The organism is Halomonas aquatica (assembly GCF_040196335.1).
GTDB classification, from domain to species: Bacteria; Pseudomonadota; Gammaproteobacteria; order Pseudomonadales; family Halomonadaceae; genus Halomonas; species Halomonas aquatica.
In genome coordinates, this window is sequence record NZ_JBEGCJ010000003.1 from 99,789 (window position 1) to 112,759 (window position 12,971).

The window sequence follows — 12,971 nt, forward strand, 5'->3', positions numbered from 1 at the left end:
CGAAACCATTGAATGTCCGGCGGGATGTCGTCTAAATGGAATAACTGGCGAACGGTTAGGATACCCCAGCACGGCGGGCGGCGGCTATGGGCAGCACCGTCCGACCCGAAAGCCCAAATCGCGATACGAGGACAGCACCATGAACGAGCAAAAGGATCCGCACCATGATCACCGCCTGCGCGAGGGCTATGAGCGCATGCTCGAGCGCCTGCGCGAGGGGGCCGACGAGCTGACCTGGGAGAACCTGCAGCAGGATCTCGATGATGCGGTGGAGTTCGAGGCCGATCTGGAGGAATTCACCAAGGACGAGCTCTCCCTGCTGCGCGCCTGGGTCGAGCGTGATCTCAAGGAGATGCGTCGCTACCTGGCGGCCGGTGGCGAGGGTGTTGCCGCCTGGCTGGGCATCGATCTGTCCATGCTGTCTCGCAAGGTGGTCGACTCCCTGCTCTCCATCGCCGACCGCAGCGTGATCGAGCGGGAACAGCTCGAGGACGATCTGGAGGCTTCGCGCGCCGACTACGTCGCCGGCGAGATGGCCGCGCCCGGTCGCATGGCCTGCATTCACTGTGACGCCATCGTCGAACTCGAGGGGGTCGCCCGCATCGAGCCTTGCCACCAGTGCGGCCATCGCTACTTCGTGCGCGCCCCCGAGTGATCCACCAGTGGCGGCGGTACCTGACTGCCGGCGTCATCGCCTTAAAGCAGGTGATCCATCACTAGGATGGCGACCAGGACGAGTCCGGTCATGGCCGTGGCATAGCCCAGGTTCTCGCGCATCATCCCTGAGGCACTGACCCCGTAGCGCCCCTGCAGTGAGAGGTTGATCCCCGACAAGGGTCCGACGCTGGTGCCCACCGCCCAGGAGGCAAGGGCCACGAAGGCAAACAGCGTCTGGCGCCCACCATCGAGATCGATCATCGAGGCGAGTACCGAGACGCCGATGATGGGATGCAGGCCTGCCGCGGCACTGATCACGATAGCCAGGAAGCTGGCCGAGGCCTCCAGAGGGCCAAAGCGTGCAAAGAGCGTCCAGTCATTGCCGGTGGCGGCGCCGATGAAGGTCGAGAGACCCATGGTCAGCAGTCCCGCGCAGAGGAACAGCGAGATCTCGCCGCGCATCGCTGGCAGCCGGGTGATGGTGTGCCGATGGACCCGCTCTCGTGTCCAGTTCATTCCCCGAGGCAGGTTGGACAGCAGTGCCACGGCGGGCAGCAGGAAGGTGATGATGCTGACGATGGACAGCCGCGGCGTCAGGCCGTAGTGGAAGAGCATCACCAGGCCCGCCATGCTCACCGGCATCAGCAGGCTTCGCGGTGACAGCGAGAAGCCGGAGGTGTCGGTGAGCTCGAAGCGCCGCGACAGCTCGCCGACCGTCAGCATCCCCGAGGCCATGGCCAGCGGTAGCCCGAAGGCGAGGATGTTGGTGTAGCGCATCTCGGGCGCCAGGGTCATCACCACCCCCATGGAGGCGAAGAAGGGCGACCAGAGGGCGGCGCTGGAGAGTCCGCGGTTGAGGCCCAGCAACTGGGGCATGGAGAGCGGGCCGCGCCGCTCCAGGCGATCGCCCACCATGAAGACCGTGGAGAGGTTCAGGATCGACCCGAGCAAGTGGACGCCCAGCCAGGTGCCAAGCATGCCGCGGGTGCCGGTCAGGGCCTTGCCCGGCGAGCGTGACCGGCCCCGCAGGTTCCCTATCAAGCCGATGAAGCTGACTCCCACCAGCATGGCGACCACATAGGTGTTGCCGTCGAGGATGCCCGGCCAATCAATCCTGGCCCCGTGCCAGACCTGAGCCAGCACCAGCAGCGTCAGCCCGATCATGGCGAGCAGGCCGGCCTGGCGTCGGGTGCGGCGGGGAATATCCCGCCACAGCATGGCCGTCGCCAGCCACAGGCAGTAGCCCACCAGATGATTCGGCAGGGAGAGGCCGGTGAACGTCAGGACCTGCAGGATGAGGCCGGCAAGGATCAGGCCGCCGGCCGGGGCATGACGAGGGATGAGTGTGGCAACGGTGGTGTCGGACACTGAATGGGGTTCCCAGGGAGAATTGTAAGCAGTCTAAACAATTTGCCTTGAGGCTGTCCCGTCGCATTCCATGGGAGCGTGCGGCCTGACGCCTCGAGTTGCGTCGCCATGTGCTCCGGCCGGACAGCTCAGCGCCATTCCCTGGCGGCCGGCTCGCGGGCGTCATCGAGTTGCGCGATCATCGCCCGAGCGGCATTGGAGAGGGTGCGGCTGCGGTGGACGAGATAGCCCAGCGGGCGGTGGATCGGTGGGTGATCCACCTCGAGCACGTGCAGGTCGTCCGCTACCAGTCGCTCGGGCAGCAGGCTCCAACCCAGGCCGATGGCCGTCATCATCTTCAGTGTCTCCAGATAGTTGGTGGATAGCGTCACGGGCAGGTCGAGCCCGGCCGATGAGAAGCGTGACTCGATCAGGCCGCGAGTGAAGGTCAGTGGGCCTGGCAAGACCGCATCGAAGGCGCACAGCTCCTTTAGCGCCAGCCGGCGGTAACCGGCGAGGGGATGATCGGGGGCGCAGACAAAACACAGGCGGTCGACCCAGACCGGCACCACCTCGAGCTGTGGAGCCGGATGCGGGGCTAGGGTCACCACGGCGATCTCGAGCTCGCCGTCCAGTACCCCCTGATAGGCCTGTTCGGAATCCAGGAAGTGCAGGTCCAGTCGCACACCGGTGTGTTCTCGGGTATATGACTTGAGCAGGGGCGGCAGCCGGTGCAGGCCGATATGGTGGCTGGTGGCAAGCGTAAGGCTGCCGACTACGCTGCCATCCAGGTTGCCCAGCGCACGGCGGCTGTCATCCACCATCACCAGGATCTGCCGGGCCCGGGGGAGCAGCACCCGCCCGGCCTCGGTGAGGGTCACCCGGCGGCCGATGCGGTCGAACAGCCGGGCATCGGTCTGTCCTTCGAGTACCGCGATGCGCTTGCTGACCGCCGGCTGGGTCAGGTGCAGCTGCTCGGCGGCGCGGGAGAAACTGCCACTGTCCGCCACGGCCAGGAAGGCCTGTAGGCTCTGGGTGTCCATGGTCGGGTTCTCCGGGCGATGAATGGAATTCCTTTTTGGAATCCAATCCATAAATAACATGAATTGATTTTATGAGCGAGGAGCAGGAGACTGTTCTCACGACGGCCAACGGCGAGCAGCCGCGCCACAAGTAACAACGAGAGACCGGACACCAAGGGCCCAAGGCCCGGGAGAACGATATGGCAGGCCAGACACTCTACGACAAACTGTGGTCTCAGCACCTCGTCAAGGAGCGTGGTGACGGCACCGCGCTGATCTACATCGACCGTCAACTGCTCCACGAGGTGACCTCGCCCCAGGCCTTTGAGGGCCTGCGCCTGGCGGGCCGCAAGCCGTGGCGCCTCGATGCCAATCTGGCGACGCCGGACCACAACGTGCCCACTACCATCAAGGAGCGAGCCGAGGGGAATGCCGGCATCAAGGACCCGGTGTCGCTGATCCAGGTGCAGACCCTGGATGACAACTGCGTCGAGTTCGGCATCGAGGAGTTCAAGATCAACGATCCGCGTCAGGGCATCGTCCACGTGGTGGGCCCGGAGCAGGGCGCGACACTGCCGGGCATGACCGTGGTCTGCGGTGACTCCCACACCGCCACCCACGGTGCCTTCGCCGCGCTTGCCCATGGCATCGGCACCTCCGAGGTGGAGCATGCGCTGGCCACCCAGTGCCTGCTCGCCCAGAAGATGAAGAACATGCAGGTGCGCGTCGAGGGCACGCTCGGTACCGGCGTCACCTCCAAGGACATCGTGCTGGCGATCATCGGCCACATCGGCACCGCGGGCGGTACCGGCTGTGCCATCGAGTTCGCCGGCAGCGCCATTCGCGACCTCTCCATGGAAGGGCGTATGACGGTGTGCAACATGGCCATCGAGGCCGGTGCCCGGGTCGGCCTGATCGCCGTGGACGACACCACCATCGATTACCTGCGCGATCGCCACTATGCCCCCACGGGTGCACAGTGGGACGCCGCCGTGGCGGACTGGCGCGACCTGGTCTCCGACGCCGACGCCGTCTTCGACAAGGTGGTGACCCTGGATGCCGCCGAGATCGAGCCGCAAGTCTCCTGGGGCACCAGCCCAGAGATGGTCACAGGCATCTCCGGTGAAGTCCCGGACCCGGTCGATGCCGCCGACGAGACCATGCAGCGCGGTTACACTCGGGCGCTCGAGTACATGGGGCTCTCGCCCAGGCAGAAGATCACCGACATCCACCTCGACAAGGTGTTCATCGGCTCCTGCACCAATTCGCGCATCGAGGACCTGCGCGAGGCGGCCAAGGTGGCCCGTGGCAAGAAGGTCGCCGACTCCATCAAGCTCGCCATGATCGTACCGGGTTCGGGTCTGGTGAAGCGTCAGGCAGAAGCAGAGGGTCTCGACAAGGTGTTCCTCGAGGCGGGCTTCGAGTGGCGAGAACCCGGCTGCTCCATGTGCCTGGCCATGAACGCCGACAAGCTCGGCGCCGGAGAACACTGCGCCTCGACCTCGAATCGCAACTTCGAGGGGCGCCAGGGCTTCGGTGGACGCACCCACCTCGTCAGCCCGGCGATGGCCGCCGCCGCGGCGATCGCCGGTCACTTTGTTGATGTAAGGAATGTCGACGTCCGACCGTTCGACGCCTCATCCGCTGCCCAGGAGGCCTGAACCATGAACAAGTTCGTACGCACGGAAGGCCTCGTCGCCCCGCTCGATCGGGCCAACGTCGACACCGACCTGATCATCCCCAAGCAGTTCCTGAAGTCGATCAAGCGCACCGGGTTTGGCGTCAACCTCTTCGACGAGTTGCGCTACCTCGATGAGGGCCAGCCCGGTCAGGATGTCTCCAAGCGCCCGAAGAACCCCGACTTCGTGCTCAACCAGTCCCGCTACCAGGGCGCGAGCGTGCTGCTGACTCGTCGCAACTTCGGATGCGGCAGCTCTCGCGAGCATGCCCCCTGGGCGCTGGAGGATTTTGGCTTCCGGGTGGTGATCGCGCCAAGCTTTGCCGACATCTTCTACAACAATGCCTTCAAGAACGGCCTGCTGCTGGTCCCCCTGTCCGAGGAAACCATCGACCGCCTTTTCGCCGAGGTCGAGGCCAACGAGGGCTATCGACTCGACGTGGACCTCGAGCAACAGCAGGTGATCACACCGTCGGGCGAAGTCATCGAGTTCGAGGTGGACGCGTTTCGCAAGCACTGCCTGCTCGAAGGGCTCGATGATATCGGCATCACCCTGAAGGACGAGGACGCCATTCGCGCCTTCGAGGCGAAGCATCGCGCCGCGCGGCCCTGGCTGTTCCGAGACCCCGCTCAGGCCTGAGGCCTGCTAACCATCTGCAGCGCAGCCCGCGGTGGCATTATCGCCGCGGGCAGGCTTGCGAGGAGGCGCTGTAAACCCGTCCCTGGGCGCTACCGACGCCCTGCTTCGCTCTCGCGTCCTGCTCCGCTTGCAGGACCAGTGCTGGCCATCCTTGGCCAGCCCGTTCGAAGCAGTGCTTCTCACCCCTGGCGCAGGACCTCCTCTTCAGCCTGCCCTCGGCATGGCCACATCCCCTGGCTGTGATGACACAAGGACGACACAATGACACAGAAGATTCTGGTACTACCGGGTGACGGCATCGGCCCCGAGATCACCGCCCAGGCCAGCCGTATCCTGGCCGCCTGCCAGGCCCGCGGCCTGGACGTCGAGGTGGAGGAGGCCCTGCTGGGTGGTGCCGCCTATGATGTGCACGGCGAGCCGCTGCCGGCCGAGACCCTGGAGAAGGCCAGGGCGGCCCGCGCCATCCTGCTCGGCGCGGTGGGCGGCCCGAAATGGGATCGCATCGAGGATCTCAGCAAGCGCCCCGAGAAGGGGCTGCTCGGCGTGCGCAAGCATCTCGGCCTGTTCGGCAACCTGCGCCCGGCTATCACCTATCCCCAACTGGCCGCTGCCTCCAGCCTCAAGCCCGAGCTGGTGGCCGGGCTCGACATCATGATCGTCCGCGAGCTGACCGGCGGCATCTATTTCGGCCAGCCCCGCGGCATCGAGGAGCGCGGCGGCGAGCGGGTGGGTTTCAACACCTACGTCTATTCCGAGAGCGAGATCGAGCGCATCGGTCGTGTGGCCTTCGAGATGGCGCAGAAGCGAGGCAAGAAGCTCTGCTCGGTGGACAAGGCCAACGTGCTTGAGGTCACCATCCTGTGGCGAGAGGTGATGGAGCGCCTGGCGCCGGAATACCCGGATGTCGAGCTCTCCCACATGTACGTCGACAACGCCGCCATGCAGCTGGTCCGCGCGCCCAAGCAATTCGACGTCATGGTCACCGGCAACATGTTCGGTGACATCCTCTCCGATGCCGCTGCGATGCTGACCGGTTCCATCGGCATGCTGCCTTCGGCCTCGCTCAACGAGAGCGGGCAGGGCATGTATGAACCCTGCCATGGCAGCGCGCCGGATATCGCCGGCCAGGGCATCGCCAACCCGCTGGCAACCATCCTCTCGGTGGCCATGATGCTGCGCTATTCCCTGGACGAGCCGGCCCTGGCCGCGCGGATCGAGGCGGCGGTGGGCAAGGTGCTGGACGACGGCCTGCGGACGGCCGACATTGCCGCCGAGGGAACCCGCACCGTCTCGACCGCCGAGATGGGCGATGCCGTGCTGGAGGCCTTCGAGGCCCTCTAGTCGCGAGAGGTCGCAGCGCGCCAGCCCGGCCGCCGCGGCCAGCAACGACCACCACCGGCCCCGCCTGCCAGGCGGGGCCGGCTCATGTATAATGTTCCGCACATTCGATCTTGGAGGGCTTCACATGTTGAAAGTCGGTTTTGTCGGTTGGCGTGGCATGGTCGGTTCCGTGCTGATGCAGCGGATGCTCGATGACGGGGATTTCAAGGGCATCGAGCCGATCTTCTTCACCACCTCCCAGGTCGGCCAGGCAGGACCCGATGTCGGCGTCGATGTTCCTCCGCTCAAGGATGCCTTCGACCTCGAGGCCCTCAAGGCGCTGGACGTGGTCGTCACCTGCCAGGGCGGCGACTACACCGAGAAGGTCTACGCCGACCTCCGCCAGGGTGGCTGGAAGGGTTATTGGATCGATGCCGCCAGTACCCTGCGCATGGCCAACGAGGCGACCATCGTCCTCGACCCGGTCAACCGTCACGTCATCGATGCCCAGCTGGCCAAGGGCGCCAGGACCTTCGTCGGTGGCAACTGCACCGTCAGCCTCATGCTGATGGGGCTGGGCGGCCTCTTCGAGGCCGACCTGATCGAGTGGATGACCTCCATGACCTACCAGGCCGCTTCCGGTTCCGGCGCCAAGCACATGCGCGAACTGCTCAACCAGATGGGCGGCCTGCGTGACAGCGTGGCCAGTGAGCTTGCCGATCCGGCCAGCGCCATTCTCGACATCGATCGCAAGGTGACGGCGGCCATGCGCAGCGGAGACTTCCCCACCGACAACTTCGGTGCACCGCTGGCCGGTAGCCTTCTGCCCTGGATCGACAAGCCCATGGAGAACGGACAGAGCAAGGAGGAGTGGAAGGGGTCGGTGGAAACCAACAAGATCCTCGGTCTCCAGGACAATCCGATCCCCATTGATGGGCTCTGTGTGCGCATCGGTGCCATGCGCTCCCATAGCCAGGCCTTCACCATCAAGTTGAAGAAGGACGTCCCGATCGACGAGATCGAGGATCGCCTGGCCAGGCACAACGAGTGGGTCCGTGTCATCGCCAACGACAAGGATGCCACCATCGACGGCCTCACTCCGGCGGCCGCCACCGGCACACTGAACGTACCCGTGGGGCGTCTGCGCAAGCTGGCCATGGGGGGCGAGTATCTATCCGCCTTCAGTGTCGGTGACCAGCTGCTGTGGGGTGCCGCCGAACCACTCAAGCGCATGCTCAAGGTCCTGAGGGAGCAGTAGTCGCTGCAAGATTTGTAGATCAAGTCGCGAGCGAAGGCGAGCGGGGTGTCTCCCAGGAGAGGTACCCCGTTTTTCGTTAGTGAGGGGGGATTCGCGCGTGCCGCGATCAATGTCTTATGTTGAAGGTATGATGCCCGTTGATGGACGGGTAGGGCGCGTCATTACGTAGAATGTGTTACACAGTCTTCATGACTATCAAGAATATATGACCATTCCGTCGCCCGGCTTGAGGTGGCGTGGAGCAACGACGCAAGGGAACCCGATGAAACGCAAGCTGACATTTGCCATGCTGCTTTCTCTCTCCGCCGCCAGCCCCCTGGTGCTGGCCCTCGGCCTGGGGGAGGCCGAGGTGAACTCGACGCTCAGTTCGCCGTTGAGGGCCAGCATTCCACTGACGGACAGTGCCGGACTGCAGGCTGACCTGCTCAATGTCTCCGTGGCCGATGACGGGGCCTTCGCGGCGGCAGGACTCCCGCGCACGCCGCTCGCGGCCAGCGTTAAGATGGACGTGACCCGGCGTCAGGGGCGCCTGATGCTCGACCTGACCACCGAGCGTGCCGTTCGCGAACCCTGGATCGACCTGTTACTGCGTTTCGACTGGCCCGGAGGACAGCAACTCCGGGAGGTGACCCTGCTGCTCGATCCGCCGGATTATGATCGGCTCCCGGCCCTGGTCAGTGGATCTCCCAGGGCGACTCGGGAGGCCACGGCCATCCCGCGCTCGTCTGCGTCGTCCCCGGAGCCTGCCTCTCGTGCCGTGGCCCGTACATCGGTCGCGGCCGGTTCGGGCGATCCTGCCTGGGTGCGCAGCGGCGACACCCTCTGGGCCGTTGCCGGCCGGCTGCGGCCGGATAGCGGCATCAGCATTAATCAGATGATGCTGGCCCTGGTCGAAGCCAACCCGCAGGTCTTCTCATCCGGCAACATCAACGCTATGCGCGCCGGTTTTACTCTGGTGGTGCCTTCTCGTGATGTCATTGCGGCGCGCACCTCTGCTGAGGCGGACCGCCTCGTCCAGGCCATGAACCAGGCCTGGGCCAATCGAGGGAACGGGGCGCCGGCGCGCGTGCCACTCGGCGCCACCGCCCCTGTGTCGGCGGTGGCCAGCACAGAGGACCAGGAGGTTGCGCCTGTGGGAAGCCCCGACGCCGCCTCGTCCGAGCCGGCGACGGCCGAAGTGGCCAGCGAGCGGGAAGTTCCCGGCGAGCCCGGACAGCGGCTGACACTTCTCAGCGATGCCGAGGTGGCCACCGAGGAGGGGCTGTCATCGGCAGAGAGCCTGTCGGTCGTGCAGGGGGAGGCTTCATCGGCTCCGGCAGAGGATGGGCAGGGCACGTTCCTTTCCCTGGCGCTCGCGCCTGGCACTGGTGGAGAAGGCCCGTTCATCGATCCCGAGGTGCTGGCATCGATTCAGGGGGCCGGCGAGCTCACCGAGGACGAGCGGCTGCTGCGCCTCGAGGAACGCTCGCTGGACAACCGGGAGGTGCTGGAGGCGGTGCGTAACGAGCGTGATGAGCTTCAGACCGAGCTCGGTGATCTGCGTGAGGAGCTGGACGCCCTGCGTGACCAGCTGGCCAGCCTGACTGCCGGGGGAAGCGGTGTCGATGCCGCGGGCACTGGCGGCGTGGTGGCGCCCGGTAGCCAGCCGCCGCCTACCCAGCAGACGCCTTGGTGGGGCGCCCTCTACCAGGGTGCGATCGACCGCAACCTGATGCTGGGTGGTGCCGGACTGGCGGCCCTGCTGGCGCTATGGGCCCTGTTGCGCAGCCGTCGCCGTCGGGAGCAGGCGCCAGCACCGGTGTTCAACGAGGCGCAGCCCCTGGATCCTACGGCCAGCGGTGTGGTGATGCCGGATGCTGTCGGTACGACCGAGAGGGCCGACGTTCGCGACGAGGGTCAGAAGTCGTCGGTGCGTGCCTCCATGCCCGAGGCCGAGGCCATCAACGAGGCCGATATCTTCATCGCCTACGGGCGTTACGATCAGGCGCGCGAACTGCTTGAATCAAGCCTTGCCAGAGAACCCGGCCGCGACGACCTTAGACTCAAGCTGCTTCGGGTGCAGCTTGAGCAGGGAGATCACGCTGCCGCGGAGCGGCAGGCCGAGCAGTTGCGCGACGGCGATGACCCGGATATCCAGGCCGAGGTGGCGCAGCTGATGACGCGCCATCAGAAGCGTTCCTCGACGACCGATGCCGAGCCGCCGACGGGTTCCGAGAAGCCGCCTGAGGGTCCGGCTCATCCCCTTCCCGAGCGGGCCGTCTTCCCCGTCGCCGACGAGTTGCCGCCCCGTCGGTTCGATCTTCACGAGGACCTTCACGAGGATCCAGACGAGACCAGCGATGGGGGTGCTTCCGACAGTGACAGGGAGCCTTCCCGCGAGTATCCGTCAGACCGTCTATCGGCTGATCCGGCCCCGAAAGCCACTCCGGATGCGCCATCCATCGACGACGAACCGTCTGTGCCACCTCCCGGTTATCGCCCTCCCGAGCCGGAGTCCGGTCCCGAGACGCCGGATGATGTCCGGCCGGAGCCTCCCCTTGATTCCGGTCGGGATGGGCCGCCGCAGGCGAAGCCCATGGAGCCTTCCCGTGAGGATTCGGCCGGCGGCCAGTCGGATGAACCGACTCCGCAGGCAGTTGACGGCGAGCCATCGATCGACGACGAGCTGTCCGACCCCCTGGCCGGTTATCGTCCTCCCGAACTGGATTCTCCTCCCGAGTCGCCGGCCGATGCGCGGCCTGATCCTCTCGGTGGCCCGTCGGATGAACCGACTCCGCAGGCAGTTGACGGCGAGCCATCGATCGACGACGAACCATCCGGCCCCCTGGAGGGTTATCGTCCTCCCGATATCGAGTCGGGCCCCGATTCGCCGGCCGATCCTCTCGCCGCCCCTGGGCCGGAAGATGAGACGCCGCCGGAGTCGGCTGCCGATGAACCATCACGATCGGCGCATGAGACGACCCAGTCCGAAGACGGAAGCAACTTCATCGACTATCTTCCGCCGGCCCTGGAGGAGAAATCTGCTCCTCGCGAGGAGACGCCCATGCAGCCCAGTGTGGACTTCACGCCGTCGGAGACCGGAGATGCCGGCGACACTGCCGATGCGGGTGAGACAACCCCGGCGTCCAGGTTCAGGTCCGGTCGTGATGTACCCGAGGACTGGGACGTCGAGGAGGTGGCCTTCCCGCCGCTCTCGGGGGATAATGCTCACTTTTCCGCGGCGGCTTCCTCCACCTCGACACTGGCAGAGGCGCGGCGCCTACTGGATGCCGGCGAGTCCGGCCAGGCCCGGGCACTCCTCGAAAGCCTGATCGATGAGTCCAACGATCCGGATGTCAGGAGGGAGGCCCGCGAATGGCTTGACCAACACTCGCCATGAGGCCGAATGACCCTTTTCAGATATCTCGATGAACGCCACCCCCTCACTGGCCGCCTGGCCATGGGGGTGGAGTATGACGGCAGTGGCTACTGCGGCTGGCAGCGTCTCAAGCATTCTCCCTCGGTGCAGGCCGCCCTGGAAGCCGCGCTCGCTAAGGTGGCCGCGGGCCAGCCGATCACCGTCCACGCCAGTGGGCGCACTGACTCCGGCGTGCATGCGACCCGACAGATCATCCATTTCGACCCGCCGGTCCCTCGCTCCGAGAAGGCCTGGGTGTTCGGCGTCAACGCCAACCTGCCCCGGGATGTCGCGGTGCGCTGGGTCAAGCCGGTCCCCGACGACTTCCATTCCCGCTTCAAGGCCCTGGCGCGGCGCTACCGCTACGTGATCCTCAACCAGCCGAGCCGGCCGGTGCTGGAGCGGGCCAACGCCACCTGGTGCCGCGATCCCCTGGATGCCGATGCCATGCACCGGGCCGCTCAGGCCCTGGTGGGCGAACATGACTTCTCGAGCTTCCGGGCCGCCGGCTGTCAGTCGAAGACCCCCTGGCGTCGCCTCCATTTCATCGAGGTGCATCGCCATGGCCCCCTGGTGGTCATCGATGTCCAGGGCAACGCCTTCCTGCACCATATGATCCGCAATATCGTCGGCGCTCTTGTGACGGTGGGGCGGGGTGAGCAGGGTGACAGCTACCTGACCGAGCTCATGGCCCTCAAGGACCGTTCCCTGGCGGACGTGACCGCCCCGGCCTGTGGCCTGCACTTCGTCGACTCGCTTTATGACGAGCGATGGGGGCTTCCCCGGGAACCGCTGGGACCCAACCTGCTGGCCTTCCTTGGCGAGTGGACCGGCGAGCGGGCCCTGCCCGATTGCCCGATGGTCGAGTTTCGCCGCGGGGGACCTGTGGCCGCCGATGCGTAGCCGTCCCCTGGCCGGCGCCTCCCGGTGGGAGCGTCACCTGCTTCACGATTGAGTTCCTGACATACCCGGAGACCGATGCCATCATGCCGATTCCGACTCGTACCCGCGTCAAGTTCTGCGGCCTCACCCGCGAGGAGGACGTCGACGCCGCCGTAGCGGCTGGCGCCGATGCCCTGGGCTTCGTGCTCTGGCCGGGAAGCGGTCGCGCCATTGATCCGGAGAGGCTTGCCGAGCTGAGTGCCCGGATCCCGGCCTTCGTCACCCGGGTGGGGCTCTTTGTCGACCCGTCACCGGCGCTGGTCGATCGCTGTGTCGCGCACCTTGATCTGCTGCAGTTCCACGGCGACGAGTCCCCCGCCACCTGCGCGGCGGCGGGGCGTGCCTGGATCAAGGCGCTGCGCATGCGTGATGGTCTGGACCTTCACGCCGCCGCCGAGACCTATCGGGGCGCTCGGGCTCTGCTGCTCGATGCCTATCGCCCGGGCGTGCCGGGCGGCACGGGGGAGACCTTCGACTGGTCGCGAATCCCCGCAAGCCTGGTAAAACCTGTTATCCTCGCCGGAGGCCTGACGCCGGATAATGTGGGCGAGGCGATAGCGGCCGTTCGCCCCTTCGCGGTGGATGTCTCCGGTGGCATAGAGGCCGCGCCCGGCGTCAAGGAAACCGCCCGCATGGCGGCTTTCCTGCGGGCCGTGCGCTGGGCCGATGATCAACGTTCCGACCCTTGAACCAATCATATAACCCTGTTT

10 protein-coding genes are annotated in these 12,971 nt (G+C 66.0%); 8 read left to right on the forward strand and 2 right to left on the reverse strand.

Going from position 1 to position 12,971, the window contains the following annotated elements; all coding sequences use genetic code 11:
* Positions 1-139 precede the first annotated feature (139 nt).
* Positions 140-655, forward strand: coding sequence for a zinc ribbon-containing protein (locus tag ABE960_RS06735; RefSeq protein WP_349761485.1), 516 nt, complete (start codon positions 140-142; stop codon positions 653-655).
* Positions 656-696: 41 nt separating this feature from the next.
* Here ABE960_RS06735 and ABE960_RS06740 read toward each other — a convergent pair whose 3' ends face one another.
* Both ABE960_RS06740 and ABE960_RS06745 read right to left on the reverse strand, forming a co-directional pair.
* Positions 697-2,025, reverse strand: coding sequence for a hypothetical protein (locus ABE960_RS06740; protein WP_349761486.1), 1,329 nt, complete (start codon positions 2,023-2,025; stop codon positions 697-699).
* A 128-nt stretch (positions 2,026-2,153) separates the two neighbouring features.
* The gene (locus ABE960_RS06745) at positions 2,154-3,047 is read right to left on the reverse strand and encodes a LysR family transcriptional regulator (RefSeq protein ID WP_349761487.1); all 894 of its coding nucleotides are present in this window, start codon (positions 3,045-3,047) and stop codon (positions 2,154-2,156) included.
* Between the two features lie 179 nt (positions 3,048-3,226).
* Here ABE960_RS06745 and leuC point away from each other — a divergent pair, with 179 nt between their 5' ends.
* The 7 genes from leuC (at position 3,227) to ABE960_RS06780 (ending at position 12,950) form a co-directional block, all read left to right on the forward strand.
* Positions 3,227-4,687: a 3-isopropylmalate dehydratase large subunit gene (gene leuC, locus ABE960_RS06750; protein WP_349761488.1), complete on the forward strand. Its 1,461-nt coding sequence runs from the start codon at positions 3,227-3,229 to the stop codon at positions 4,685-4,687.
* A gap of 3 nt (positions 4,688-4,690) precedes the next feature.
* The gene (leuD, locus tag ABE960_RS06755; RefSeq protein WP_349761489.1) at positions 4,691-5,344 is read left to right on the forward strand and encodes a 3-isopropylmalate dehydratase small subunit; all 654 of its coding nucleotides are present in this window, start codon (positions 4,691-4,693) and stop codon (positions 5,342-5,344) included.
* A 261-nt stretch (positions 5,345-5,605) separates the two neighbouring features.
* Entirely contained in the window at positions 5,606-6,685 is a 1,080-nt protein-coding gene (gene leuB / locus ABE960_RS06760) for a 3-isopropylmalate dehydrogenase (protein WP_349761490.1), read from the forward strand.
* Between the two features lie 124 nt (positions 6,686-6,809).
* Positions 6,810-7,922, forward strand: a complete 1,113-nt coding sequence (asd, locus tag ABE960_RS06765) for an aspartate-semialdehyde dehydrogenase (protein WP_349761491.1) — start codon at positions 6,810-6,812, stop codon at positions 7,920-7,922.
* Positions 7,923-8,184: 262 nt separating this feature from the next.
* Positions 8,185-11,301, forward strand: a complete 3,117-nt coding sequence (locus tag ABE960_RS06770) for a FimV/HubP family polar landmark protein (protein ID WP_349761492.1) — start codon at positions 8,185-8,187, stop codon at positions 11,299-11,301.
* A 6-nt stretch (positions 11,302-11,307) separates the two neighbouring features.
* Entirely contained in the window at positions 11,308-12,222 is a 915-nt protein-coding gene (gene truA / locus ABE960_RS06775; protein WP_349761493.1) for a tRNA pseudouridine(38-40) synthase TruA, read from the forward strand.
* A gap of 83 nt (positions 12,223-12,305) precedes the next feature.
* Positions 12,306-12,950, forward strand: a complete 645-nt coding sequence (locus ABE960_RS06780; protein ID WP_349761494.1) for a phosphoribosylanthranilate isomerase — start codon at positions 12,306-12,308, stop codon at positions 12,948-12,950.
* Positions 12,951-12,971 lie beyond the last annotated feature (21 nt).

Coding starts and splice junctions, on each gene's coding strand:
- truA (WP_349761493.1), top strand. CDS start 11,308: ATGACCCTTTTCAGATATCTCGATGAACGCCACCCCCTCACTGGCCGC.
- leuC (WP_349761488.1), top strand. CDS start 3,227: ATGGCAGGCCAGACACTCTACGACAAACTGTGGTCTCAGCACCTCGTC.
- ABE960_RS06770 (WP_349761492.1), top strand. CDS start 8,185: ATGAAACGCAAGCTGACATTTGCCATGCTGCTTTCTCTCTCCGCCGCC.
- ABE960_RS06745 (WP_349761487.1), bottom strand. CDS start 3,047: ATGGACACCCAGAGCCTACAGGCCTTCCTGGCCGTGGCGGACAGTGGC.
- ABE960_RS06780 (WP_349761494.1), top strand. CDS start 12,306: ATGCCGATTCCGACTCGTACCCGCGTCAAGTTCTGCGGCCTCACCCGC.
- ABE960_RS06735 (WP_349761485.1), top strand. CDS start 140: ATGAACGAGCAAAAGGATCCGCACCATGATCACCGCCTGCGCGAGGGC.
- leuD (WP_349761489.1), top strand. CDS start 4,691: ATGAACAAGTTCGTACGCACGGAAGGCCTCGTCGCCCCGCTCGATCGG.
- leuB (WP_349761490.1), top strand. CDS start 5,606: ATGACACAGAAGATTCTGGTACTACCGGGTGACGGCATCGGCCCCGAG.
- asd (WP_349761491.1), top strand. CDS start 6,810: ATGTTGAAAGTCGGTTTTGTCGGTTGGCGTGGCATGGTCGGTTCCGTG.